The sequence below is a fragment of the Streptomyces sp. NBC_00376 genome (assembly GCF_036077095.1).
In the GTDB taxonomy this organism is placed as follows: Bacteria; Actinomycetota; Actinomycetes; order Streptomycetales; family Streptomycetaceae; genus Streptomyces.
The window spans coordinates 433,928-458,913 of sequence record NZ_CP107960.1; the positions used below are offsets into that span (position 1 = coordinate 433,928).

The 24,986-nt window shown below is 71.1% G+C and carries 21 protein-coding genes; 13 read left to right on the plus strand and 8 right to left on the minus strand.

The window, feature by feature from the left end:
• The first annotated feature begins 341 nt into the window (after positions 1 to 341).
• Genes OG842_RS02260 through OG842_RS02270 form a run of 3 tightly spaced genes read left to right on the plus strand, consistent with a single transcriptional unit; the run spans position 342 to position 4,010 of the window.
• Positions 342 to 707: an ArsR/SmtB family transcription factor gene (locus tag OG842_RS02260; RefSeq protein WP_266726939.1), complete on the plus strand. Its 366-nt coding sequence runs from the start codon at positions 342 to 344 to the stop codon at positions 705 to 707.
• On the plus strand, positions 700 to 3,432 hold the full coding sequence (gene mgtA / locus OG842_RS02265) for a magnesium-translocating P-type ATPase (protein ID WP_443063961.1): 2,733 nt from the start codon (positions 700 to 702) through the stop codon (positions 3,430 to 3,432). Before OG842_RS02260 ends, mgtA begins: the two co-directional genes overlap by 8 nt.
• Positions 3,429 to 4,010, plus strand: a complete 582-nt coding sequence (locus OG842_RS02270) for a GNAT family N-acetyltransferase (RefSeq protein ID WP_266726943.1) — start codon at positions 3,429 to 3,431, stop codon at positions 4,008 to 4,010. Before mgtA ends, OG842_RS02270 begins: the two co-directional genes overlap by 4 nt.
• Before the next feature lie 28 nt (positions 4,011 to 4,038).
• On the opposite strand, the gene OG842_RS02275 is transcribed toward OG842_RS02270, so the two are convergent.
• The gene (locus tag OG842_RS02275; RefSeq protein WP_443063962.1) at positions 4,039 to 5,541 is read right to left on the minus strand and encodes an LCP family protein; all 1,503 of its coding nucleotides are present in this window, start codon (positions 5,539 to 5,541) and stop codon (positions 4,039 to 4,041) included.
• 192 nt (positions 5,542 to 5,733) lie between these two features.
• Between OG842_RS02275 and tatA the strand changes: the two genes are divergently transcribed.
• Together tatA and OG842_RS02285 are read left to right on the plus strand one after the other, a co-directional pair.
• Positions 5,734 to 5,922: a Sec-independent protein translocase subunit TatA gene (gene tatA, locus OG842_RS02280; protein WP_266726945.1), complete on the plus strand. Its 189-nt coding sequence runs from the start codon at positions 5,734 to 5,736 to the stop codon at positions 5,920 to 5,922.
• A 161-nt stretch (positions 5,923 to 6,083) separates the two neighbouring features.
• Complete coding sequence (locus OG842_RS02285; RefSeq protein ID WP_266726947.1) at positions 6,084 to 6,659, plus strand: TerD family protein; 576 nt, start codon at positions 6,084 to 6,086, stop codon at positions 6,657 to 6,659.
• 110 nt (positions 6,660 to 6,769) lie between these two features.
• Here OG842_RS02285 and OG842_RS02290 read toward each other — a convergent pair whose 3' ends face one another.
• The 4 genes from OG842_RS02290 to OG842_RS02305 form a co-directional block, all read right to left on the minus strand.
• A complete protein-coding gene (locus OG842_RS02290; RefSeq protein WP_266733391.1) occupies positions 6,770 to 7,225 on the minus strand; it encodes a DUF742 domain-containing protein in 456 nt (151 codons plus the stop codon).
• Between the two features lie 22 nt (positions 7,226 to 7,247).
• A complete protein-coding gene (locus OG842_RS02295) occupies positions 7,248 to 7,685 on the minus strand; it encodes a roadblock/LC7 domain-containing protein (RefSeq protein ID WP_266726949.1) in 438 nt (145 codons plus the stop codon).
• A complete protein-coding gene (locus OG842_RS02300) occupies positions 7,682 to 10,330 on the minus strand; it encodes a sensor histidine kinase (RefSeq protein WP_266726951.1) in 2,649 nt (882 codons plus the stop codon). Before OG842_RS02300 ends, OG842_RS02295 begins: the two co-directional genes overlap by 4 nt.
• 65 nt (positions 10,331 to 10,395) lie before the next feature.
• The gene (locus tag OG842_RS02305) at positions 10,396 to 11,286 is read right to left on the minus strand and encodes an MHYT domain-containing protein (RefSeq protein ID WP_266726953.1); all 891 of its coding nucleotides are present in this window, start codon (positions 11,284 to 11,286) and stop codon (positions 10,396 to 10,398) included.
• A gap of 170 nt (positions 11,287 to 11,456) precedes the next feature.
• Here OG842_RS02305 and OG842_RS02310 point away from each other — a divergent pair, with 170 nt between their 5' ends.
• Entirely contained in the window at positions 11,457 to 12,056 is a 600-nt protein-coding gene (locus OG842_RS02310; protein ID WP_266726954.1) for a class I SAM-dependent methyltransferase, read from the plus strand.
• 24 nt (positions 12,057 to 12,080) lie between these two features.
• Here the strand turns inward: OG842_RS02310 and OG842_RS02315 are convergent, their stop codons facing one another.
• The gene (locus tag OG842_RS02315; RefSeq protein WP_266726956.1) at positions 12,081 to 12,983 is read right to left on the minus strand and encodes an oxygenase MpaB family protein; all 903 of its coding nucleotides are present in this window, start codon (positions 12,981 to 12,983) and stop codon (positions 12,081 to 12,083) included.
• A 110-nt stretch (positions 12,984 to 13,093) separates the two neighbouring features.
• On the opposite strand from OG842_RS02315, the gene OG842_RS02320 reads away from it, so the two are divergent.
• Entirely contained in the window at positions 13,094 to 13,402 is a 309-nt protein-coding gene (locus tag OG842_RS02320; protein ID WP_266726957.1) for a hypothetical protein, read from the plus strand.
• Between the two features lie 117 nt (positions 13,403 to 13,519).
• Complete coding sequence (locus OG842_RS02325; RefSeq protein ID WP_266726958.1) at positions 13,520 to 14,587, plus strand: hypothetical protein; 1,068 nt, start codon at positions 13,520 to 13,522, stop codon at positions 14,585 to 14,587.
• 60 nt (positions 14,588 to 14,647) lie between these two features.
• Here OG842_RS02325 and OG842_RS02330 read toward each other — a convergent pair whose 3' ends face one another.
• Together OG842_RS02330 and OG842_RS02335 are read right to left on the minus strand one after the other, a co-directional pair.
• Entirely contained in the window at positions 14,648 to 14,830 is a 183-nt protein-coding gene (locus OG842_RS02330) for a hypothetical protein (RefSeq protein WP_148832927.1), read from the minus strand.
• Between the two features lie 83 nt (positions 14,831 to 14,913).
• Positions 14,914 to 16,029 (minus strand): fatty acid desaturase family protein, encoded by a 1,116-nt coding sequence (locus OG842_RS02335; protein ID WP_266726962.1) that lies wholly within the window; start codon positions 16,027 to 16,029, stop codon positions 14,914 to 14,916.
• 305 nt (positions 16,030 to 16,334) lie between these two features.
• Between OG842_RS02335 and OG842_RS02340 the strand changes: the two genes are divergently transcribed.
• The 5 genes from OG842_RS02340 (at position 16,335) to OG842_RS02360 (ending at position 24,969) form a co-directional block, all read left to right on the plus strand.
• Positions 16,335 to 19,232 (plus strand): DEAD/DEAH box helicase, encoded by a 2,898-nt coding sequence (locus tag OG842_RS02340; protein ID WP_266726964.1) that lies wholly within the window; start codon positions 16,335 to 16,337, stop codon positions 19,230 to 19,232.
• A complete protein-coding gene (locus OG842_RS02345; RefSeq protein WP_266726966.1) occupies positions 19,229 to 20,590 on the plus strand; it encodes an SWIM zinc finger family protein in 1,362 nt (453 codons plus the stop codon). The genes OG842_RS02340 and OG842_RS02345 overlap by 4 nt, the downstream gene beginning before the upstream one ends.
• 197 nt (positions 20,591 to 20,787) lie before the next feature.
• Positions 20,788 to 22,137 (plus strand): esterase-like activity of phytase family protein, encoded by a 1,350-nt coding sequence (locus OG842_RS02350; protein ID WP_266726968.1) that lies wholly within the window; start codon positions 20,788 to 20,790, stop codon positions 22,135 to 22,137.
• A gap of 319 nt (positions 22,138 to 22,456) precedes the next feature.
• On the plus strand, positions 22,457 to 23,956 hold the full coding sequence (locus OG842_RS02355; RefSeq protein ID WP_266726970.1) for an APC family permease: 1,500 nt from the start codon (positions 22,457 to 22,459) through the stop codon (positions 23,954 to 23,956).
• Positions 23,953 to 24,969, plus strand: a complete 1,017-nt coding sequence (locus OG842_RS02360) for an acetamidase/formamidase family protein (RefSeq protein WP_266726972.1) — start codon at positions 23,953 to 23,955, stop codon at positions 24,967 to 24,969. Before OG842_RS02355 ends, OG842_RS02360 begins: the two co-directional genes overlap by 4 nt.
• The last annotated feature ends 17 nt before the right edge of the window (positions 24,970 to 24,986 follow it).

A 24,986-nucleotide genomic window follows, 5' to 3' on the forward strand; every position in this document is an offset into this window, starting at 1 on the left:
GGAGCCGTCTCAGGGGGCTCGGATGCCGTGTGCGTCGGCAATCGCCCGCCCAGTTCCCGCCTGCGCAGGCCGACAGCATGGCAAAGAAGAACCCTCACCATGGGGCGAGTTCGATTTCTTGGTGATGTGACAAGTCCGGATCATTTCGCTGCCCGGATCGGTCCACAATCGGATCGGTCCGCAATCCGGCATCTCTCCCCCGGTCATATCCGCCGATCACCGGGGCTATGTCCGCCGATCCCGGTCCGTCCGCGCAGGGGCCCGCAGGCGCCGGACGTCCGGCGCCTACACTGAAGGCTTCGGGTGCGAGGAATCGGGCCACGCGGACAGGGAGAGCAAGAGTGTCGAAAGCTGCCGACGGCGGTTTCGAGGATCCGCCCGCGGAGGTACTGGTGGAGGCCGCGGCTGCCTTCGGCCTCCTGGCGACGCCTGCGCGGCTGCACATCGTATGGGCCCTGTCCCAGGGCGAGAGCGATGTGACCGGGCTCGCGGACCGGGTGGGCGGCACCCTTCCTTCGGTGAGCCAGCACCTGACAAAGCTCAAGTTGGCGGGTCTTGTACGGTCCCGGCGCGAAGGCCGCCGACAGGTGTACCTGGTCGACGATCCCGATGTGGTGACCGTCGTCCGGCTGATGGTCGGCCAGCTCGCGGAGCGTGCCGGACACGCGCCCGCAAAGCCCTCACACCTCCGTGGGCTCGGTGCCTGAGAGCAGTGCCGCCGCAGGTCCCGGCAGCACCGACGACCCCGATGCGCCCTCCGCCGTCGTCGTACCGATGGCCGGTGCGAAGGCCGGGCGGAGCGCCGCCCCCGATGTCCTTGCCGACGTTGCCGCGACTGCCGCACCGACCTCCTTGCAGGTGCTGCGCTCGCTGGACAGCGGACCGAGGGGGCTGCTTGAGGAGCAGGCGGGGGAACGGCTGGCGCGGTTCGGCGAGAACACGCTGCCGGCCTGGCGCCCGGTCTCCTGGCCCCGCCGTTTCCTGCGCAGTCTGCGCGACCCGTTCACCTCGGTCCTCCTGTGTCTGGGCCTGGTCTCGGCAGCGGTGGCCTCATGGGGCACGGCGTGCGTGACGCTGGTGCTCGTGGTGGTCAGCTGTCTGCTGCGCTCCGCGGAGGAGCACCGGGCGGACCGGTCCACCGCCGCGCTGCGGGAGTTGGTGGCGACCACCGCGACCGTCCTGCGCCGCACAGGGCCGGATGCCGCGCCGCGCGCCCGTGAGCTCCCGGTCGGGGAGCTGGTGCCGGGTGATGTGATCCGGCTCGGTCCGGGTGATCTCGTACCCGCCGATGTGCGGTTGTTGCGTGCGAGTGGCCTGACCGTCCATCAGTCGGCGCTCACCGGCGAGTCGGTGCCGGTAGCGAAGCACCCCGTGGACACGCCGTCACGGCTCCGCGCCGCCGCCGGCCCCGGGCCCGGCGCCGGGGAAGGGCCGTTCGCCCGGCCGGAGCTGTGTTTCCAGGGCAGCAGCGTGGCCTCCGGGAGCGGTACGGCGGTGGTGACGGCGACGGGTGCGGAGACCAGGTTCGCCGCCGCGTACGACGGTTCGGCGCGCCGCCGCGGGACCAGTGCCTTCGACCGTTCGGTGCACGGGATCTCCTGGACGCTGATCCGCTTCATGCTGCTCACCCCGCCTCTGGTGCTCATGGCCAACGCGGCGCTGCGCGGCCGGGGCCTGGAGACGCTGCCGTTCGCCGTCGCGGTGGCCGTGGGGCTGACTCCGGAGATGCTGCCGGTGATCGTCACGACGGCACTGGCCAGGGGTGCTTCGCTGCTCGCCAGGAACCATGGGGTGATCGTCAAACGGCTGCCCGCGCTGCACGACCTCGGCGCGATCGATGTGCTGTGCGTGGACAAGACCGGAACTCTCACCCAGGACCGGCCGGTCGTCGAGAGTTCGCTGGGCGTGTCGGGCCGCTCCGATCCCGAGGCACTGCACTGGGCCGCGGTCAACGCGCTGTGGACACTCCAGCTGGCCGATCTGCCCGCCCCCGACGCACTCGACGAGGCGGTGCTCGACGCGGCCGAGGAGCGGGAGGAGCCGCTGTCCGCGTACGAAGGCGTCGCCGCGCTCCCGTTCGATCCGGTGCGCCGCCTCGCCACCGCGGTCGTCCGCCGCCCCGGCAGGCTGGGCGTCCACACTCTCGTGACCAAGGGGGCGGTCGAGGCGGTGCTCGAACGGTGCGCGCTGGACGAGGCCGAACGGATCCGGCTGGGCGAACTCGCAGCCCGCGAAACCGCCGGCGGTCTGCGGCTGATCGCCGTGGCCCGCGCCGAGCGCCCGGCCCGGCCCCGTGCGTACTCCACGGCCGACGAGAGGGGACTGACGTTCCTCGGCTTCGTCACTCTGCGGGACGCACTCACGCCGAGCGCGTCGGACGCCCTGGCCGCGCTCGATGACCGGGGCATCACCGTCAAGGTCCTCACCGGTGACGATCCCGGCACCGTCGCCCGCACCTGCCGGGATCTCGGACTCGATCCGGGCGAGGTCATGGCCGCGGAGCAGATCGACGCGTTGTCGGACGGGAAGCTCGCGCAGGCCGCCGACCGGGTCACGGTCTTCGCGCGCTGCACGCCGGAACACAAGGCACGGATCGTGTCGGCGTTGCGCACCGCCGGGCGGACCACGGGGTTCCTCGGTGACGGGGTCAACGATCTGCCCGCGCTGCACGCGGCGGACGTCGGCATCTGTCCGCGCAACGCGGTCGACGTGGCGCGGGAGACCGCGGACGTGGTCCTCGCCGAAAAGGACCTTGCGGCCATTGATCACGCGATCACCGCGGGCCGCCACTCCAGCGGGAACATCGCCACATATCTGCGCATCACGCTCTCGTCGAACCTCGGCAACGTCATCGCGATGCTCGCCGCGGGGCTGATGCTGCCGTTCCTGCCGATGCTTCCGGCGCAGGTCCTGGTGCAGAACCTGTGCTTCGACGTGGCGCAGCTCGCCTTCGCCTTCGACCGGCCCGCGTCAGAGGTGCTGCGATGGCCCACGGTGCTGCGCCCTCGCGACTTCCTCCACTTCATCACGGGCTTCGGTCTGCTGAACGCCACCGCCGACCTGGCGACGTTCACCGTGCTTGCCTTCGCCCTGCACGGTTCCGCGACGTCGGGCGGGCAGGAGGCCTTCCACTCCGGATGGTTCACCGAGAACCTGCTGACCCAGGCCCTGGTGATGCTGCTGCTCCGGACGGGCGGACGGGGCATCGGCGGACGGGTCGTCGGCGGTCACGGCGGCGGTCCGCTGCGGGTGGCCGCGTTCGGTCTCGCCGTGGTGGGCCTGCTGCTGCCGCTCACCCCGCTCGGCGGGCTGCTGGGCATGAGCGCGCTGCCGCCGCTCTATTACCTGTTGCTGGCAACGGTGCTGGCTCTGTACGCATACGCCTTGCGGGCGGCCCGGACCCGCTACGAGCAGAAGTGGAGCCCTTCGTGACCCCGTCGTACATCGACCGTGATGAGTCCGGCTTCGAGGCCGGCACCCGTACTGCTACCAGCACTGGTACCGGCCGCGATGGTGTGCCGGTGGTGGTGCGTGCCCGTCGTGCCACGCTCGACGACGTGCCCGCGTTGGTCCGGCTGCGGGGGCTGATGCTGGACGGGATGGGGGTGGAGACGGGCGGCCCGGACGCGCCGTGGCGGGCGGCCTCCGCGCAGTGGTTCGCCGAGCGGCTGCGCCGGCCAGGCCTGTTCGCCGCGTTCCTGGTCGACGATCCCGTGCTCGGCGTCGTCGCCAGTGCGGTCGGGACGTGCGACGCGCACGCCCCCGGCCCCTCGAACCCGAGCGGTCTGCTGGGGCACGTCTCCAATGTCAGCACCGACCCCCGGCGGCGCCGTCTGGGTCATGCCCGGATCTGCCTCGACGCCCTGCTCACCTGGTTCCGCGAGGAGGCCGGGGTCACGGTGATCAATCTGAACGCCACCGAGGACGGGGCCGCGCTGTACGAGTCGTACGGCTTCGCGGCCCCCCGTCACCCGGCGTTGCAGCTCCGGACGGCCGGGGCGTCGCGCTGAGCCACGCCGTACCACCCCTGACGGCCGGTCAGCCGTACGAGAGGTCCGCGCACGGGTCGTCGTCGGCCGACCGGGCCTCGTCGGCGACGTTGGACGGAACGGTGGAGGGAGTCGGCGCCCCGGGTGGGGCCGAGGGGTTCTGCGCGTAGGAACTGCCCAGGATCACCTGGATTCCGGCGGTGCCGGACGCCGTCGTCCGTGCCGCCGCGAAGAGTCGCGCGGTGGTTTCCGCCTCGTCCCGCAGTCCGGGTCCGTACTCGATCACGGTCGAGGCGTGGTCCTGGCTGCTCGCGGTGGCCGTGGTGGTGACGGTGAAGTCCCGGGAGCGCAGGAACTCGGCCGCCCGGGCAGCGAGTCCCCTGACCGTGGTTCCGTTGTAGACGGCGACGCTGATTCCTTTGCCGGAGACCGGAGCGTCCGCCGCGGGCGACGCCGGGCGGCTGTCCTTCCCGTCGCCCTTGTCCGAGGACTTCCCCGGTACCTTGCCGCTGGCGTCCTTGCCGTCGACCGTGCGGTCGGCCTTGAGCGCGGCCCAGAGCGCGTCGGCGTCCGGCTCGACGATCGCGACGCGGGCCCCCTCGTAACGCCACGGGACGGTCACGAACTTGGTGTTGTGCAGGTCGATCTTCTTCATCGACAGGGCGAACGACAGCAGCCGGTCGGCCGATCCGAGTCCGGGGTCGACGGTCATCGCGTCGGTGGCCGCGTTTGCCAGGGGAAGGAGCGTGGTGGGGTTCAGTCCCTGCGACTTGACCTTCTTGATGAGGGAGGCTACGAATGCCTGCTGCCGTTTGATACGCCCTATGTCCGAGCCGTCGCCGATGCCGTGCCGCAGCCGGACGTAGTCGAGTGCCTGCTGTCCGGAGACGGTCTGCGGACCCTTCGTGAAGAGCTTGTCCCCTCGGGTGGTGCGCTTCGGGCTGAGGTCGCGCTGGTAGATGTCCTGGGGCAGGCAGACGGGGACGCCGCCGACGGCCGAGGTCAGCGCGGAGAATCCGGCGAAGTCGATGACGACGGTGTGGTCGACGCGCAGGCCGGTGAGTTGTTCGACGGTGTTCTGGGTGCAGGCCGGGTTCCCTTCGGCCGTCTCCCCCACCGAGAACGCCCCGTTGAACATCACGCCGTGCTGCGGGGCGGTCCACCGGCCGTCGGGCGCCTTGCAGGCCGGGATGTCGACCAGCGCGTCACGCGGAATGGACACGGCGACCGCGTGCTTGTGGTCGCCGTACACATGGAGGAGGAACGCGGTGTCGGAACGCCCCACGGCGCCGGTGCCACCGCCGAGCCTGCTGTTGTCGCCCGAGCGCGAGTCCGATCCGATGACCAGGACGTTCTGCCCCTGCGAGGAACCCGGCGGCCGGTCGTCGGAGATGCCGTCCGCGCTGAAGGTGTCGATGCTGCCGCCGAGTTTGAGGTAGCCCCACCCGACGCCCGCGACCAGCAGTACGAGGAACGACAGCCCGAACATGGCTGTCCGGCGCAGGCGGCCGGCCCTCCCCCTGCCCGCTCCCGCGTTACGGCTTCCCGTCATCGGCCACCCCGTCCGTCCGGTTCCCATGAGGGAAGACGTGCTCCACCATCCCATGGTTGTACAGTTGCGCAATGTAGCAAGTATTGATGTCCGAGCGGATCATCGGACCTGCCTACAGCCAGCTTGAAGCACTGTCCTCGAACGCCGAGCGAAAACTCCGGCCGAAGCACCGAAAGGAAGGGCGGGACGTACATGTTGCGCAACGGCCTCGAACCCTGGCACCTGTTGATCCTGGCGATCGTGGTGATCGTCCTGTTCGGTTCGAAGAAGCTGCCGGACACGGCCCGAGCCCTGGGCAAATCCATGCGGATCCTGAAGAGTGAGGCGAAGGCCATGAAGGAGACCGATGTACAGGCGCCCCGAGCCGACCCACCCGCCTAGGGCACCGAGCCACCAACGTACGGTACGTCTCAAGGACGTTCACTTCAGGGCTTGCGCAAGCAAGGGAACCACCACGGTCGCGACGCCGTCGTTGACCAGGGGACGGCCGAAGCAGCGCCGTTCACCGAACCGCTGGACCACTGGATCAATGGAGGATGTTCATGGGTGTGACCCTGGCCAAGGGCGGCAACGTCTCCTTGTCGAAGGAGGCACCCGGCCTGACCGCAGTGACGGTCGGCCTGGGCTGGGACGTACGGACGACGACGGGCGCGGACCACGACCTGGACGCGAGCGCGCTGCTGTGCTCGGACGCGGGCAAGGTCCTCTCCGATCTGCACTTCGTCTTCTACAACAACCTCACCAGCCCGGACGGTTCGGTCCAGCACACCGGCGACAACCTGACCGGGGAGGGCGAGGGCGACGACGAGTCCATCAACGTGGACCTGTCGGCCGTCCCGTCGGACGTGGCCAAGATCGTCTTTCCGGTCTCCATTCATGACGCGCACAGCCGTGGACAGAGCTTCGGCCAGGTCCGCAACGCGTTCATCCGCGTCGTGAACCGGGCGAACGGCGTCGAGCTGGCCCGGTACGACCTCAGTGAGGACGCGTCCACGGAGACCGCCATGGTCTTCGGCGAGCTGTACCGGCACGGCGCGGAGTGGAAGTTCCGCGCGGTCGGACAGGGTTACGCCTCGGGCCTGGCGGGAATCGCGTCCGACTACGGCGTCAACGTCTGACCCGGAGAACCTCACGTACAACGGGCACGGGCCCTTCCTCCCCTCCACCGGAGGGGGGAGCAGGGCCCGTGCCGCTCTCCCGCTCGGCGGCTCGGCGGCTCGGCGTGCTTCTACAGTGCCCGCAAGCCGTTGATCACCTCACGCAGGATGTCCTCGTCGGGCAACTGCGCGGGCGGAACGGGACGGCTGACGCGTACGCGGCCCGCTTCGAGCAGGTCGCCGAGGAGTACGCGGACGACGCCCACGGGCAGGTCCGCATCGGCCGAGAGTTCCGCGACGGACTGGGTCCGCGACCGGCAGAGCGTGAGCAGGGCCCGGTGTTCGGGGCCGAGGAGGTACTGCTCCTCCGACCGGTCCGGTGCTTTGTCATCGAGGGTGACGAGCGCGATCAGGTCGAACTGCGCCCCGTTGGAGCCCGGTTCGGTCCGGCCGCCCGTCACCGCGTACGGACGCACCAGCGGGCCGGCCTCGGCGTCGTACCACTGGCTGCCCGGGAGCAGGCGTGATCCCGGCAGCAGGTGTGACCCTGGCAGCAGCGGGATGTCTCCCGGGTCGTCATCGTTCATGGGCACGGACGCCTCCGCCCGCTCAGCCGGCCGTCGGCGGGGGTGCGGCGAACCGCGCCGGGGTACGGAGATGCTCGCCGACGCGTTTGACGAGCCGGGCCATCTCGTAGGCGACCAGGCCGATATCGGCGAACGCCGTGCTGAGCACGGCCAGGCACGATCCGTCGCCGGCCGCCACCACGAACAGGAAACCCTCGTCCATCTCGACCATCGTCTGCCGTACGTCCCCGGCCTCGAAGTGGCGGCCAGCGCCCTTGGCGAGACTGTGGAATCCGGAGGCCACCGCGGCAAGATGATCGGCGTCCTCGCGGCTGAGCACGCTGGACGCGCCCACGGCAAGGCCGTCGTTGGAGAGCACGACAGCGTGCCGGACCTCGCCGACCCGCGTCACCAGGTCGTCCAGCAGCCAGTCGAGTTCGCCCGAGGTATGACGCCCGGCGGTCCTCTCGTTCGCGATCATTCAAGGTCTCCTTTCGTTCGCGATCGTTCAGGGTCTTCTTCGCCGCGTGGACGCGGGTCTGTGGCATCGGGCCGGACCGCGGACGTGCCGGAAGCCGTACCGCCGCCGCGCAGCCACCCGTTGCGGTAGGCGGTCATCCGGTCCCTGGCCTGCTCGGGTGTGAGTCGCGAAGGCCGGACGGTGCCGTTCGGGCCTTCGCCGGGCGGTGGTTCGCCGGGACGGGGCTCTTCGCGGAGCTGCGGAACGAGACTGGCCTGCCGTACCCGGCGCGGCAGCGTGTCCTCGTCGGGCGGCGGTTCCGTGCGGGGCAGGGCGCCGGAGGGCTGCTCCGCTCGGCCGGGACGCCCGCGCAACGCGGTGACGGTGGCAGGACCGGAAAGGTGCCCCGGATCGCGACCGGCATCCAGCGCGGGCGCCGGTGGTGGGAAGGCGGTGGTCGTCGGCCGGGCGGAACGGGTGCCGTGGCCCGGCCGGGCGCCTGCGCCCGGACCGAAGGGCGGACGGGCGTGAACGCCTCCGCGCCGGCCAGAGGTGTTCCGCTCGGCTGCCGGGTCCTCGGCGGGCGGGCTTCCGGCAGACGGCAGCGCGCTCTGCAGCAGTGCGGTGGGCAGCAGCACCACCGCGGTCGTCCCGCCGTACGCGGACGTGCGCAACTGGACCTTGATGTGGTGCCGCACGGCGAGCCTGCTGACGACGAAGAGTCCGAGTCGGTCGCTGTCGAAGAGGTCGAGCGCCTCGGCCTGCTCGATCCGCCGGTTGGCCTCGCCGAGGAGTTCGTCGCCCATGCCGAGGCCTCGGTCCTCGATCTCCAGGGCGTAGCCGTTTCCCACGGGTTCGCCGCTGATGCGTACCTTGGTGTGGGGCGGTGAGAACTGTGCGGCGTTCTCGATGAGTTCGGCGAGCAGATGGGTGAGGTCGGCCACGGCTGTGCCCTGCACGGCGGCATCGGGGAGTTGCCGTACCTCGGTCCGGGCGTAGTCCTCGATCTCGGACACTGCGGCCCGTACGACGTCGCTCAGCGGTACGGGCATCCGCCAGGCGCGTCCCGGTGCCGCGCCGGACAGGATGATCAGGCTCTCGGCGTGCCGCCTCATCCTGGTGGTGAGGTGGTCCAGCCGGAAGAGATCGCTCAGCTCGTCGGGGTCGTCGGCGCGGCGTTCCATGCTGTCGAGCAGGTTGAGCTGGCGGTGGACCAGCACCTGGCTGCGCCGGGCCAGATTGACGAAGACTCCGGAGATGCCGTCGGCGAGTTCGGCCCGTTCGACGGCTGCGCCGAGAGCTGCCCGGTGCACCGTGCCGAGCGCCTCGGCGACCTGGGCGATCTCGTCGTGGGCGGCCGGGCCCTGCGGAGCCTCGGCGCCGATGTCGAGCTCCTGACCGGACCGCAGCCGTTTCATGGCCCGGGGCAGTTTGCGGCGGGCGATCTCCAGGGCGCTGTTGCGAAGGCTGACGAGTTCGACGACGAGCGCCCGACCGATGCGTACGGAGATCACCAGGGAGGCCGTGACGGCGACGCAGCCGAACAGGACGGCGGCTCCGGACGGGGTGAACAGTCCTCGGGCGAGCGGGGAGGAGCGACCGGCGGTGTGCTGACCGGCGGTGGCTTGGATGGTGCGGGCCTCGGTCCGGACTCGTTCGGCTGCTCGTTCCCAGTCGTCGGCCGGTGCGGCCCGCGCGGCCCCGCGTCCGGCGGGTGCGGCGAGCACCTTGTCCTCGGCTGCCTGGATCTGCCGGTGGGCGGGGCCGGCGGTGAGCCGCTGCCAGGCGGCGCGCTCGGGGGCGGGGAGGTCCGCGCCCGCGGTCTCGGTGAGGTTCCTGCGGGTCTCCACCGCGCCGGTGAACTGGCGCAGTTGGCCGTCCTTGAGCGTTCCTATGCGGGCGGCGGTGGTCAGCAGGGCGTCCTCACGGGCCAGCATCTCGTCGGCCCGGGCCAGTTCGAGCCGCACGCGGGCGTCGGAGCCGCCTGCGTAGCCCTGGACCGTGGTGAGTGCGCCGGAGACTCCCAGGGCCGCGGAGATGACCTCGGTGTACCGGTCGTACACGGCGTTCGCGGCGCTCGCGTCGTCCTCGGCCTGTCCCTCCGCCCGCTCATCGGCGCGCAGGTTCCGGGTGAGGCCGAGGAAGCCGTCGAGCCGGTCGGCGACCTCGGACGGGACGTTGCCGGTGTCGGCGATGGTGTGGCCGCTGTCGAGCCTCAGGGCTGCGAGTGCCTTGTCGGTGCGTCCGGCCCGGCGTTCCAGCAGGGCGGCCTGGGTGCTGCTGGGCGTGGCGCTCTGGAGCATGGCTTCCCGGCGCTCGCTCTGGAGCGCCGCGACAGCGGTGGACACGGGGGCCCGGATCTCGCTGTCGACCCGCTCCAGCTGGCGAAGGCGTGCCACGTCCTGGGCGGTGGTGACGGTGGCGAATCCCCATAGGGCGAGCAGCGAGACAACGGGCACCATCAGCAGCGAGATGATCTTCGCGCGTACGGTCCTGGGGCGCAGGGTCCACCGGCCTCGCGGCGCGGGCGGGGCCGGTATCCGCAGCAGCTGCAGGTCTTGCTCGGCGCTCTCGTCGGCCGGTGGGCCCGCGTGGGCGCGGCGGCCTCGCGCCGGCTGGGCGATGGCCGGCTCACCGGGTTCCGGGGTCGTGCGGGGTGGGCGCATGGCCTCCTCGTTCCGAGTGTGGTGCTGGGTGTGTCGCGGTTTCCGGGCGACGGGTCACGCCTTTTTCAGGGGCGGGTGACGGGCACGGCGGCGGGCGATGTCTCGGGGGCCCCGAGGCCGCCGCCGCGCCGTGACCGGAAGGCGGCGCCCCGCCCTGTGAAGCCCTGCGGGGCAACGGCGGGGTCCGTGTCAGCGGGTGCTTCGGTGCATTCGGCGAAGGCGTAGGCGGCGCGCTCCCCGGCCGTCGGGGAGAGTGCGACGAATGCCGAGGTCAGGAAGAGGTACGAGCCGAGTCCCACGGCGAGGGGAAAGATGAACTGCATGGTGGTGGCGCCGGGCAGTCCCGCCCCGGAGGGTGCGACCCGTACGGAGACCGCGAACATTCCGGTGTAGTGCATGCTGCTGACCGCGGCGCCCATGACGAGGGAGGCCGGCGCCACGGCCCGCGACGACTTGATGTTGAGCGCGGCCCACAGCGCCGCGGTCGCCGCGGCGACCGCGATGGCGACGGAGAGCGCGACCCGCAGCGGGTCGTAGTGGATCGTGCCGTGCAGACGGAGTGCCGCCATGCCGAGGTAGTGCATGCTGGCGACGCCGAGTCCGGTGGCGAGCCCGCCGAGCAGCAACGCCCTGGTCCGGTCGCGGCCGTAGCCGACGGCGAAGACACCGCCGCCGACCACCACCATGGCGCCGAACAGGCTGAGGAGGGTCAGCGGTACGTCGTAGCGGATGTCCGTGCCGCTCACCCCGAATCCGAGCATCGCGATGAAGTGCATGGTCCAGATGCCGGAGCCGATGGCGGATGCGGCCGTGATCAGCCAGTTGCGGCGCGAGCGGCCGGTCGAGTCGAGAGCGCGCACGGTGCAGCTCAGGCCGAGAGCCGCGCCGATGCATGCCATGGCGAACGAAAGCGCGGGGGTCAGCCAGCCGAAGGAGGCGTGGTCCAGGTGTCCCATGGATCGGGGACGCTAGCCGCGATGGGGGCACGCGCCAGGGGCACATTTCGAAACTGCCGGAATATGACAGAGAGAGGTTGCCGAACGATCGGCCAGGGCTCGAACGCCCACCTCATTTCCCGATGTTTCGCTCCGTTTCACTCCATCGGCAACTACGCGATCATGTCTGTATGACCGATGACCACACACACGTCCAGGAGTTCTTCGCAGCGCGCGCGGCGGACTGGGACGCCCGTTTCCCGGACGACGGACCCGCCTACGACGCGGCCTCCGACGCCCTCTCGCTGCACCCGGGCGACGCGGTGCTCGACGCCGGCTGCGGCACGGGACGGGCGCTTCCCGCCCTGCGCGCGGCGGTCGGGCCGCAGGGCACGGTCGTGGGCGTGGACCTGACGGTGGCGATGCTGGAGGCGGCCGTACGGACGGGGCGGCACCGCGAAGGGATGCTGCTGCTCGCCGATGTCGCCCGTCTGCCGCTGAGGTCGCGGACGCTGGACGCGGTGTTCGCGGCCGGGCTGATCTCCCACCTGTCGCACCCCGGTCCGGACCTGGCGGAGCTGGCACGGGTAGTGCGTCCGGGCGGGCGGCTGGCACTCTTCCACCCCATCGGGCGGGCGGCCCTCGCGGCACGCCACGGCCGCCGGATCAGGGACGACGATCTGCGGGCCGAGCCCAACCTCCGCCCGCTGCTGACGCGTTCGGGCTGGCGGCTCGATCAGTACACCGATGAGGACGACCGCTTCCTCGCCCTTGCCGTCCGGACGGCCTGACCTGCCCGTCCCCTGTCGTCGTGTTCACTCCACCGGCGCGTCGGAACGCCGATCGTGCGGGATCGGGCAGCCTCCGGCGCCCGGGACCGGGAACGTCCCCAGCCCGGAGACCTCGTAGCCGTCCGGGTATCCCTTGATCTCCGGATTCTGCCGGGCGTAGTGCGGGGTGGTACGCGGCGGCAGGAGACGCACCGCGCGCGCCCTCAGCCGCAGGGCGCCGTGCGTGAGATTACGGGCAGCGGCGCCGGGACGTTCGTACCGGAAGGCGCGCAGCAGCGAGTCGTCGAGCAGTGCGAGGGCGAACTTTCGCGCGGCGGGGGCCAGCGGGCGGGGATACCAGGAGCTGATCAGGTCCAGGGTGGCGTCGGAGACCCGGCGTCCCCCTTCGTCCCAGCCGAAGTGTTCGGCCTCATAGGCGTCGAGGGTGCGCTCGAACTCCTCGTACGTCTGCGGCAGTTCCTTGATGCCCATGTGCGCACCCAGGACCCGGTAATAGGCGGCGCACGCCCGCAGTTCGTGGTCGGAGAGCCGGCGCCAGCCGTAGGAGTCGAGCCAGCGCTTCGGGGTGACGACGAAGGTGCACAGCACATAACGCATGTCGTCGTTGCTGATGTCGTAGCTGCGGTGCATCTGGTTGATCCGGCGGAGTGCCGTACGCCCCGGATCGCTGTCGAAGCCGTGCTCCAGGACGGTGTCGAGGAGCAGCGCGGTGTCGTCGTACCGCTTCTGTGAACGGTCCGTCAGCTCGGCGGTCCGAGCCAGCAGTCGGCCGATGCTGGGTACGGCGTACGTGCGGTAGAGAGCCAGTTCGAGCGCTCTGGTGATGTCCCAGGGAAACTCGTAGGTTGCCATGATCCGGTAGATTCGAAGGAAGTCCCGCTCCGGATCGAGACGCCGGATCTCCTTCAGCCGGTCGTACCGCTTCACCGCACTGCCCCCTTGCATCGGCGCCGAAGGTCCAACCCTACGTCGACGGGGAACACCGCAAACAGGTACGGCATGTCACGCACTCAGAGTTCCTCGGGAAGGCGGTCCTCATGATCGACATAATCGGCAGCCTGCGGAAGGTCGTCACCTCCGACCGGAAGGAGGACTGGCCCGCAACGCCCTCCAAGGAGGACCGGCGCAAGCAGCACAACCTCTTCGAGGCGGCCGCCACCTTCGTCTCGGCATCCGTGGAGGAGGATCAGGCACGAATGGACGAGGCGAGCGGCTGGGTGTCGCCCGAGGCGCTCTCCTTCGGCGTCAGTGAGCTGGCCTGCCGAGCCGTCATCGCGCTGGCCCGCGAGCGCGGCGAATCGCCCCAGACCGTGGCCCGAACCCTGCTGGGGCTGCCCGTCCGATGACGGACGCCGTCCGGCCGCGCGCGGAACCGACATCCTGCCTTGTCAGGGCCTCGACGAGTGGGTTACTCACTCGTTAAGGTGCGCCGACGGACAACGACGAGGGACGAGGAGAGCGCCGTGACTGCGCCGAACGACACGGTCGCCGACGACGACGCGCTGTATGTGCTGACCGCCGTGCTGCTGACACCGGCGCAGTTCCCGAGCGTCCTCGCCGACGACTACCCGGCCGCCTGCGCGACGCTCGCCCTCGAACCGTACGCCGAGGGATACGGGCTGGTCCTCGGCCAGGACGGCAGTGGCGCGCGGTGGACCGTGGTCGTCGATGACGTATCGCTGGTGGCCGTCGCGATCGCGGCCTGGGACTGCGGCATGGAGTACGACCTCTCTCCCGACGACCGTTCGGTGGTCTGCGCGCTGCCGGGCTGGCCTCTCCCGGTGGCGGTCGCCGCTCCGGGCGTGGCCGCGCCGCACGATCCGCTGCCGGATCCGGAGGCCGAGGGCACCGACCCGGCGCCGCTGACCCCGCCCGACACCGAGTCGTGGGGACCGGCCCAGCGACGCATGGGCGCGGACGAGATAGCGCACCAGTGGAGCGCGTGGCGCGAGCAGATCGATGACGAGACGGCCTTCACCAGCCCGCCGGGCGGGGAGAGCCCGCGGGCCGAGACCGGGGCCGGGGTTAAGACCGGGCCCACGCCTGGAGCCGAGGCCGCCGAATCCGGAGCCGAGGCCGTACCCGAAGGCGTCGCCGAATCGGGAGCCGAGGCCGTCGCCGAACCCGAGCCCGGATCCGCGCCCGGATCCGAACCTGACCCTCACCCTGAAGTAGAGGTTCAGGGTGAGGTGGACACTGAGACCGAAACCGGAGCCGGGAGCGGCGGGCCCGACGACACCGCCGCGGACGCGCTATCCGGAGTGCACCCCGGTGTACGGCGGGCACTCGCCCAGGCACACGATTACATCGGCACTCCGCCGCCACCCGGCCGCGTCCGCTCTTCTTTCGCCACGGGCGACGCACGGATGCTGCGCGCCGATGGCCCCGGCTGGTCCCTGGTCGCCCGAACCGACGACATCGCGTTCATCCTGCTGGACGAGGAGCCGGGCGAGGTGCTGCCGGTCGGGCGCGGTACGGAACTGCCGAAGCTCCTGAAGGCTCTGGACACGCTCGCGGTACGGCCGGCCTGAGATCCGTTCCGCGGAGTCGGCGGGGGCACCGACAGTCGGACCCCTCGGTGCCCTGTCGCCTCAGCGGCCTATTTCCTTGCGGGTGATCCTGCGGAGCCTGCGTCGCTGGCTGGGGTCCAGCAGCAGATACGCAACGGCCGGAACTCCGATCAGGACAAGCAACGACAGCCAGAAACCGATGAACGGCATCAGGATGACCGCTACGACCACTCCCCCGATGGCGATCTTCGCGCTGTTCGACATCGTCCACGCCTCCTTCGCGGCCCGGAGCCGCTCCTGCTGTGAGAACGCATGTCCGAGCCCATCGGTTCCAGCAGGTCAAGAACTCACCTCAGGGGCTCGCCGACCTCGTGCATGTGGTGCAGTGCCTGCCGATAGGACTCGATCAGTCCGGTCTCCGCGTACGGCATGCCCAGTGATTCGCAGTGGGCGCGCACCATGGGCTGCGCCAGGCGCAGGTGCGGCCGGGGCATGCTCGGGAAGAGGTGGTGCTCGATCTGGTAGTTGAGCCCGCCGAGGAACCAGTCGGTGAGGATGCCGCCACGTACGTTGCGCGAGGTGAGGACCTGGCGCTGGAGGTGGCCCCAGCGTTCGCCGTCGGGGTCCGGCATCTCCATTCCCTTGTGGTTCGGCGCGAAGGCCATGCCCAGGTGGAGCCCGAACAGCGCGTGGTGGACGAGCGCGAAGACGATGGCCTTGCCCGGGGACAACACGGTGAGCAGCAGCGTTGCGTAGAGGCCCAGGTGGGCGACCAGGAGCAGTGCCGAGAGGGCTCGTTCCCGGGCGGGCTGCTGTCGCAGGTACTGGAATCCGGAGATCTTCAGCGCGATGCCTTCCAGGAGCAGCATCGGGAAGAAGAGCCGGGCCTGGTTTCGGGTGAGCCAGCGGGCGAAGCCCTCACGCTGGGCCGCCTGCTTCTGCGTCCAGACGAGGGCGCCGACGCCGACGTCCGGGTCCTTGTCGATGTGGTTGGGATTGGCGTGGTGGCGTACGTGCTTGTCGTTCCACCACGCCTCGTTCATGCCGAGCAGCAGGTTGGCGTGCACGAGGCCGATGGCCCGGCCCGCGCCGCGGTCGCCGGTTATCTGGGCGTGCCCGGCATCGTGCCCGATGAACGCGGTGCGCGACCAGAAGATCGCCAGCGGCAGTGCGAGGAGCAGGGTCCACCAGGTGTTGCCGAGGAGGACCATGCCGGTGATCACGGCGCCCAGGGCGACCAGATTGACGACGATGCCTGCGGCGTACCACCCGGTTCGCCGCTCCAGGAGGCCCTGCCCTTTCACAGCCCGCAGCAGCGGCGCGAAGTCGCTTCCCTGAGCCGGAGCAGTGCCGGTTCCGGTCCCAACTCCGACTCTCGCTCCGGCTCCGGCTCCGTCGGCACCTCCCGCGCTTTCCGCACCGTCACGGGTACCTTCCGCTGCGGTGGCTGTGGCCTGGGGCATGACGTCTCCGGTCTCTGGAAAGCTGCGCTGACCTGTAGAAACGTATGGCGGCCGGGTATGCGGCAACCATGGCGCCACCACCCGGGGTCTCCGGGGGTATACCCCCTCCCCCGATGGGGGTGCTGACCGCACCCAGGGGTGCACCACGCCCCCCCTGGCCGACGCATTGGCCCGTCATCCCGGCATCCCGACGGATCGACATGTGTCCTGGATCATGAAGAATCCGCTCACGCCTCATGACATCGGTGGGGTACCCTCGGCGACCCGACCCCCCACTAGTCAAATTTGAGGAATTCGGCATCACTGTGCAAAGACTCCCTGCGGCAACGCTCCCCGAGATCTCCGCACTCTCCGCCTGCTCCGTGGTCTTCCTGCCCGGAGATCCCTCCCGTACCGGCCGCGTCGCCTTCTGGCACCCGGACGGCAGCAGCCCGCCCGACGGTCCCGGATCCGTGGAGGAACTGGCCGTCGTCGGCGCCGACGCGCGGGTGTACGCCGTACCGGCACGATTGCTCCCGGTCCGCGACGTACTGCCCGTGCTGACGCGTGCGCGGGCCTCGGCGCATGCCTCCGACGCGGCCGCGTTCTGGGGTGCGGCCGCCCTCCTCGCTCTCCAACTCGCCGCCCGGGGCCTGCTGCTGCCTGGTCTCAGCGTCACGGATCACGATGCCTGGCGGGCCGGTCCGCTGACTGCGGAGGACCAGTCACGGATCCGTACCCTCGCCGCCTCGATGCCGCCCCTCGCCCACGCGGTACCGCTCGACGGGGCCGCGGAGCCCGTACTGCTGCCCGAGCCCGAGCGGTTGCTGCGCGCGTTCCTCGACGCGGTGGCGGACGGTCTGCCCCGCACCCCCGCCGCACCGATCGCAGGCGGCGGCCCGGCCTTCACCGTCGATGAACCGCAGCAGCTGCCCGGCCACCGGGCCTGGGTCACCGATGTCGCGGCCGGGCACGACGCGGGCGTCCGGCTCTCGCTCCGGGTGGAGGCGTCCGGGCTCACCGCTCCGGACAAGGAGGGCGAGCTGTCCGCCGGCCCCTCCTTCCGGACTGTCCTGCAGATCCACAGTGTCAGCGATCCGACGCTGGTCGCCGATGCGGCCGAGGTCTGGGCGGGCGGCGCGGGCACCGCGGCAGCTTTCGGACCACGTGCCCGGATGGACGTCCTGCCGGCGCTGCGCCGGGCGGCTCGTGCCTGGTCGCCGCTGTCTCCGCTGCTGTCCGCCGCGGTGCCCGACTCCGTCGAGCCGGACGACGACGAACTCGCCGAACTCCTCGGCCCCGCCGGACGGGCACTGGCCGCGACCGGGGTCCAGGTGCACTGGCCCAAGGAGCTGGCCCGCAAACTCACCGCCCGCGCGGTGATCGGTCCGCCCGACGGCGAGGAGGACGACGAGGGGCGCGAGGGGGTCGCGCGTACCGGCTCCGAGGCACCGCCGCTCCTGTCGGCCGATGCGCTACTGGCGTTCGACTGGTGGTTCGCGCTGGGTGACCAGAAGCTCAGCCGCGCCGAGCTGGACCGCCTGGCCGAGGCCAATCGGCCGGTGGTGCGGCTGCGGGACCAGTGGGTGCTGATCGACCCCGAGGAGGCCCGGCGGGCCCGTGAGACCCGGGACCGCAAGGTCACACCGATCGATGCGCTGGGCGCGGCCCTGACCGGTTCCACCGAGGTCGACGGGCAGCGGGTCGAGGTCCGGGCCACCGGCTGGCTGGAGCGGTTGCGCCGTCGGCTGGCCGACCCGGAGGCGGCCGGGCAGCAGGGCGAGCCGCATCCGGTCGGCCCGCCCGAGGCCCTCGACGCCACCTTGCGCGACTATCAGCTGCGCGGTCTGAACTGGCTGCACACCATGACCTCGCTCGGTCTCGGCGGCTGCCTCGCCGACGACATGGGTCTCGGCAAGACCATCACGCTGATCGCGCTGCATCTGCACCGCCAGAGCATCGAATCGGCCGCCGGGCCGACGCTGGTGGTCTGTCCGACTTCCCTCATGGGGAACTGGCAGCGGGAGATCGAGAAGTTCGCGCCGGGCACGCCGGTACGCCGCTTCCACGGCGGATCGCGCAGCCTCGCCGAACTGGCCGACGGCGAGTTCGTGCTCACCACGTACGGCACCATGCGGCTCGACGCGGCGAAGCTCGCCGGCATCCGGTGGGGTCTGGTGGTCGCCGACGAGGCCCAGCACGTGAAGAACCCGTACTCGGCAACGGCCAAGCAGCTGCGGACGATCGGCGGGCAGGCCAGGGTGGCGCTCACCGGCACTCCGGTGGAGAACAACCTCTCCGAGCTGTGGGCGATCCTCGACTGGACGACGCCCGGTCTGCTGGGACGGCTCGGCACCTTCCGTACCCGCTACGCGCGCACCGCGGAAGGCGGTGATCCGGCGGCCGCCGAGCGGCTCGCCGCGCTGGTGCGGCCGTTCCTGCTGCGACGGCGCAAATGCGATCCGGGTATCGCACCGGAGCTGCCGCCGAAGACCGAGACGGACCGCACGGTGTCTCTGACGGCGGAACAGACCGGTCTGTACGAAGCGGTGGTGCGCGAGACGCTGGAAGCGATCTCCGGCGCCGACGGCTTCGCCCGACGCGGTCTCGTCGTCAAACTGCTGACGGCGCTGAAGCAGATCTGCAACCACCCTGCGCAGTACCTGAAGGAGAACGAGCCCCGGATCGCGGACCGTTCGGGAAAGGTCGAGCTGCTGGACGAACTGCTCGACACGATCCTGGCGGAGGAGGCGAGCGTGCTGGTTTTCACCCAGTACGTGCAGATGGCCCGGCTGCTCGAACAGCACCTGGCGGCACGCGGGGTGCGCACGCAGTTCCTGCACGGCGGGACGCCCGTCGCGGAGCGCGAGGCGATGGTCAACCGCTTCCAGGCGGGCGAAGCCCCAGTGTTCCTGCTGTCGTTGAAGGCGGCCGGTACGGGTCTCAACCTCACCCGGGCCGGTCATGTCGTGCACTTCGACCGCTGGTGGAACCCGGCGGTCGAGGCTCAGGCCACCGACCGCGCGTACCGGATCGGCCAGACCCAGCCGGTGCAGGTGCACAGGCTGATCGCCGAGGGCACCATCGAGGACCGGATCGCCGGCATGCTGTCCCGCAAGCAGGGGCTCGCGGACGCGGTGCTCGGCTCCGGCGAGGCGGCGCTGACCGAACTGACCGATGCGGAACTGACCGATCTGGTGGAGCTGCGAGGGGGCACACGATGAGCGACGGACACGACGGCTACCGCTACGACGGTGGCGCGTACGAGAGCGCCAGCCGGGGTGACGCCGCTCCGGGTCAGGAACGGACCTTCGCCGCGCTGCCGCCCGCGCACGGCCGCGGCTTCGCCGGGTCCTGGTGGGGCCAGGCGTGGCTGAAGGCCCTGGAGGACACCGCGCTGGACGGCCAGCAGCTGAAGAAGGGGCGCAGGTTCGCCCGCGAGGGCCGGGTCGGTGCGGTCTCCGTGCGGCCCGGCCGGATCACCGCGGTGGTCCGCGACGGGGACTCGTCCACGTACCGCAGCGATGTGCTGCTCCAGGAGTTGAGCGAGGCGGACTGGGAGCGGTTCCTCGAGATGGCCGTCGAGCGGGCCGGGCACATCGCGGCGCTGCTGGACCGGGAGATGCCGCCGCACCTGGTGGAGGACGCGGCGGCGGCCGGGGTGGAGCTGCTGCCCGGGATCGGCGATCTGGACCCGGAGTGCACCTGTGACGCGTGGGACCACTGTCCGCACACGGCTGCGCTGTGCTATCAGGTGGCGCGGCTGCTGGATCAGGACCCGTTCGTTCTGCTGCTGATGCGGGGGCGCGGTGAGCGGCGGCTGCTGGACGAGCTCCAGGTCCGGATAGCGGCCCGCGCCGAGGGGCACGGGGCGTCCGGTCCGGCCGACAGGACGGAGGCTGCTGCGGCGAAGGCCGACGAGCGGGGTGTACGGGCGGACGAGGCGTTCGCCGCACGGGACATCCTGCCCCCGTTGCCCGATCCCCCGCCGCTGCCCGCGGAGCCAGGATCGGCGCCGTCCCTGGACACGGAGTCCGAACCACAGGCCGGTATCGACCCGGCGGCACTGGAGGTGCTGGCGACGGACGGTGCGGCACGCGCCCACCGGATGCTGGCCGACGCGCTCTCGCCCGGCCATGAACAGCAGCCGCTGCCGACCGGGCTGACCCCGCATCAGGATGCCGTGCGACTGGCCGCGGAGACCCGGCCCGAGCCCTGGATCGTGAAGCGGCTGGCGGCCGGTTCGGGGCGGCGCGGGGCGGAGCTCGACGCGGCGGTGCGGGCCTGGCGGTACGGCGGGGTGGCGGCGCTGACCGTGCTCGAAGAGGAGTGGACACCCGATCCGGAGCACCTGGCCAGGGCGCGGGCCCGGCTCGCCGAGGCGTGGGAGGAGGGTGAGCGGCCCCGGCTGCGGTCGGCGGGCAATCGGTGGACCGCGGTGGCCGGTGGCGCGCAGCTCCGGTACGGACGCGACGGGCGCTGGTGGCCGTACCGGAAGGAGGGCGGGCGCTGGGTCCCGGCCGGTCCGGCGGACGACGACCCGGCGGCCGCGCTGGCGGGCTCGGGCACTTCGGAGGACTGAGCCCCGCTCGTACGGCCGGCGAGGCCGATCGGCAACGGGAGGGGGAGGGTGCGGAGCGGGGCGACGGAGTCTCCGCTCCGCCCCCGCCCCCTCCCGTCGCCACGTTCTGCCCGTGCGTTCAACTGGACGTCACCGCGCGTTGAGAGCGAGGGCGGAACCTGACGGCCGTCAGAGCTTTTCATGCACCAGGAGGCCCCATGTCCGCGCGCGTTGTCCGTCGTTCCCTTGCCGTCGGCCTGCCGCTCGCCCTGCTCGGTACGGTGATCGCGACGGGAACGGCAATCGGCGCGCAGGACCGGCACCAGCGTCCGGAGCGCACGGCGCGGGTCACCGGGACCGCCGTGCTCGGCGACGTTCCGCTGGCCGGCTTCAGCAACCGGCTGCTGCCGGGAACGGTCGCGGACGACCGGGGGGTGCGGCTCGGCGGCATCGGCAGCGACATCTATCCGGCGGGCCGCCGGGGCGAGTTCTGGACCGTCACCGACCGCGGGCCCAACGGGCAGATCAAGGTCGACGGGAAGAAGCGGCGCACCTTCCCGGTTCCCGGTTTCGACCCGGCGATCGTCAAGGTGCGGGTCAGCGGGAAGCGCGTCGAGGTCCTCCAGGCCATCCCGATCACCACCCGGTCCGGAGCCGCGGTCACGGGTCTGCCGAACCAGCCGGGCCGTGACGAGGCCCCGTACACCTACGACGCGAAGACGCCGCTCGGGTACGACCCGAACGGCCTGGACACCGAGGGCATCGTCCGTGCCACCGACGGCAGTTTCTGGCTCGTCGACGAGTACGGCCCCTCCCTGGTGCACGTCTCCACGCGCGGCCGGGTGCTCGCCCGCTACGTGCCGGAGGGTCTCGGGCTGACGGGCGCCGACTATCCGGTGGTGGAGGCGCTGCCCGGCGTTCTTCTGCACCGCAAGATCAACCGCGGTTTCGAGGGGCTGGCCCTCCTGCCGGGCGGCGATCTGGTGCTCGCTGTGCAGAGCCCGCTCTCGCTGCCCGACCAGGACGCGGGCGAGGCCTCGCGCAATGTGCGGCTGCTGCGCTTCTCGACGAAGAAGCGCGCGGTCACCGCGGAGTACGCCTACCGGTTCGACGCGGTGGATGTCGTGGATCCGGGCGAGGACGACACCTCGGAGCTGAAGATCTCCTCGGTCGTCGCGCTCGGCCGGCACGAGCTGCTGGTCGAGGAGCGCACGGACAAGGCGGCCCGACTGCACCGGGTGACGCTCCCGCACGGCTCCGGAATCCTGGGATCCTCCTGGGACGACCCGACGACGTCTCCCTCGTACGAGGAACTCACCGAACCCTCGGCATCGGGCGTGCCGGTGCTCCGCAAGAGCCTGGTCGTCGACCTGGGCAAGGTCGCGGGCGTGCCCGGGAAGATCGAAGGAGTTGCGGTGACTGGCCGGGACACGCTCGTACTCATCAACGACAACGACTTCGGGATGACCGACGGCGCCGAGGCGTTCGACGCGAACGGCCGGCTGGTCGACAGCGGCATCGAGACGTCGGTGACTGAGCTGAAGCTCGCCCGCCCGCTGCACGGCTGACCGCGCACGCCCGCGTACGGACCCGCCTGCTGCACGGCTGACCCGCGCACACGCGCTTCCGCCGCAGCCCGTCCCTGCGCTGCACCTGCCCGCCGAGGGCTGGGATCGTCAACACCTCATCTCCTTAACGGACTTCACTCCACACTCCCCATCCCCCGGCGCGGCCACTGGTCCCAAGTGGCCGCGCCCGTACCGATTTCGACGTCCGGCGCTCTCCCCGGTCCACAGAGGCCATTTCCGCCCCGCCGTCTTTCGCCACCCGCGCGGCGCCCGTACGGTAGGGCGCGCGAGACACTCGGCCGCACAAGGGAGCCGCGGGATGTCGGGGGAATCGGACAGCGGACTCCTGCGCGACGCCATCGGGCTGCGCGAGGTCCTGTTCCAGAGCGTCACGGCGATGGCGCCCGCCGCGGCCATCGCCGCGTCGATTCCGGCCGGGGCCGCCTTCGCGGGCGGCAGTCTGCCGCTGTCCGTGCTGGTGGCCCTGGTCGCCTGCCTGCTCACCGCCTCGTGCGTCGCCGAACTGGCCCGCCGGCTGCCGGCCGCCGGTTCCGTCGCCACCTACTCCGCGCAGGGGCTGCACCCGGCCATCGGGTTCCTCGTCGGCTGGGGATATGTCTTCGTCGAAGCACTGGTCCCCGCGCTGCTGCTGCTCCAGCTCGGCTTCACGACGGCGGGGACGCTGCACCAGGAGTGGTCGTCCTACCCGGCGGACCTGTGGTGGCCTTGGTCGCTGCTCGGTACGGTGATCATCGCGCTCGCCGGGTATTACGGCGTACGGGCCTCCGCCCGGTTCGGCACCGTGCTCGGCATCTTCGAGGTGCTCGTCTTCGTCGCCTTCGCCGTGCTGCTCATCGGGCAGGCCGGTGCGGACAACACCCTTTCGGTTTTCGGTAGTTCGCACACCGCCGACGGATACGGCGGCATCAGCGGGATCTTCGCCGGTTCGGTCTACGCCGTGCTCGCCTTCGCGGGCTTCGAGGCGGCGGCGCCGCTCGCCGAGGAGGCCCGGAATCCCCGGCGCACGATGCGGCGTGCGGTGCTCGGTGCGGCGCTCTCCATCGGCCTGGTGTACGTCCTGACCACGTATGCGATGTCGGTGTACTTCGGGCCCGACAGGTTCGCCGGATTCGGCGGATCGGGGGCGGCCTCGTGGGAAGGCGTGGCCCGCGCCTCGTTCGGGCTGTTCTGGGTGCTGCTCTTCCTCGCCGTGGTCAACTCGACCGTGGCCAACGCCAACGCGTGTGCCAACGTGTCGACCCGGACGGCGTTCGCCCTCGGCCGTATCGGCGTGTTCCCGCAGGCGTTCGCGAGGCTCCACCCGCGGTTCCGGTCCCCCGTCATCGGCGTGGCCGTGCAGTTCGTGATCGCGGTCGGCGCGGCGCTCGGACTGGGTCTCGCCTATGACCCGGTGACCGCGTTCACGCTGCTGGCCACCGTGATCGTCACGGTGATCATCGGTGTGTACATCATCGTGAATCTGTCCTGCGCCGGGTACTTCCTGCGACGACGTCGCGACGCCTTCAACCCCGTGCTCCACCTGCTGTTCCCGGTACTGGGCATCGCGGCGTTCGTCCCCGCCCTGCTGACGGCCGCCGGGATCCCGGCGTTCGACTTCGTCTCCGAACTCAGCGCGCCCGTCTCGTACGCCGGTCCGGTCGTCGGTGTCTGGATGCTGATCGGGATCGTTGTCCTCGTGGTGCTGCTGCGCAGGCATCCGGAGCGGGTGGCACAGACCGGACGGGTCCATCTCGACGACACCCCGGCGCCGGCCGCAGAAGCCGGGACGGAAGCAGAGACAGGAGCAGTACAGCCATGAACGACCCCCGCATCCTGACCGTCCGCCCCAAAGAGGGCGAGTATGCCTGGACCTTCGGTGGAGCGGCTCCGGTCGCCCGCATCGAGCCGGGGACGTTCCTCGACGTGTACACGGAGGACTGCTTCGCCGGGCGGGTCCGCTCCGAGAAGGATCTGGTCTCCGAGGTCTGCGAGTTCCCCTTTCTGAACCCGCAGACCGGCCCCTTCCATGTGGTGGGCGCGGAGCCCGGCGACACCGTCGCGGTGCACTTCGTCTCCGTCGAACCGGCCAGGGACTGGGCGGCTTCGACAACCGTGCCGCTCTTCGGGGCGCTCACCTCCACCCACACCACCGCGTCCTTGCAGGCGCCGCTGCCCGAGGTGGTGTGGATGTGGCAGCTCGACCGGGCGCGCCGCACCTGTCTGTTCAGCGCCCGGGACAGCGGCATCCAGGTGGAACTGCCGATGGACCCGATGCACGGCACGGTCGGGGTGGCCCCGGCCAACCTGGAGGTACGGTCCGCGCTGGTCCCGGACGCGCACGGCGGGAACATGGACACGCCGGAGATGCGAGCGGGCGTCACCTGCTACCTGGGCGTGAACGTCGAGGGGGCGCTGCTCAGCCTGGGCGACGGCCATGCCCGTCAGGGCGAGGGCGAGACCTGCGGGGTCGCCGTGGAGTGCGCGATGAACACCGTGGTGCTCGTCGAGCTGCTGAAGGGGGTCACGACGCCGTGGCCGCGCATCGAGTCCGACACCCACCTGATGTCGACCGGCTCCGCCCGCCCGCTCGAAGACGCCTTCCGGATCTCCCAGTTGGACCTGGTGCAGTGGCTCGCGCGCGACTACGGCCTGTCGGAGCTCGACGCCTACCAGCTGGTCAGCCAGGCCGGTGAGGCCCCGCTGGCCAATGTGTGCGACACCAACTACACCTGCGTGGCGAAGATCCGCAAGGAATGGCTGCCCGCGGGCGACCCCCACCGCGGTCTCCACCGCCATCTGCGGGAGACCGCGACCCTGCTGGCCAGCCCCTGACCACCCACACCTCCCCG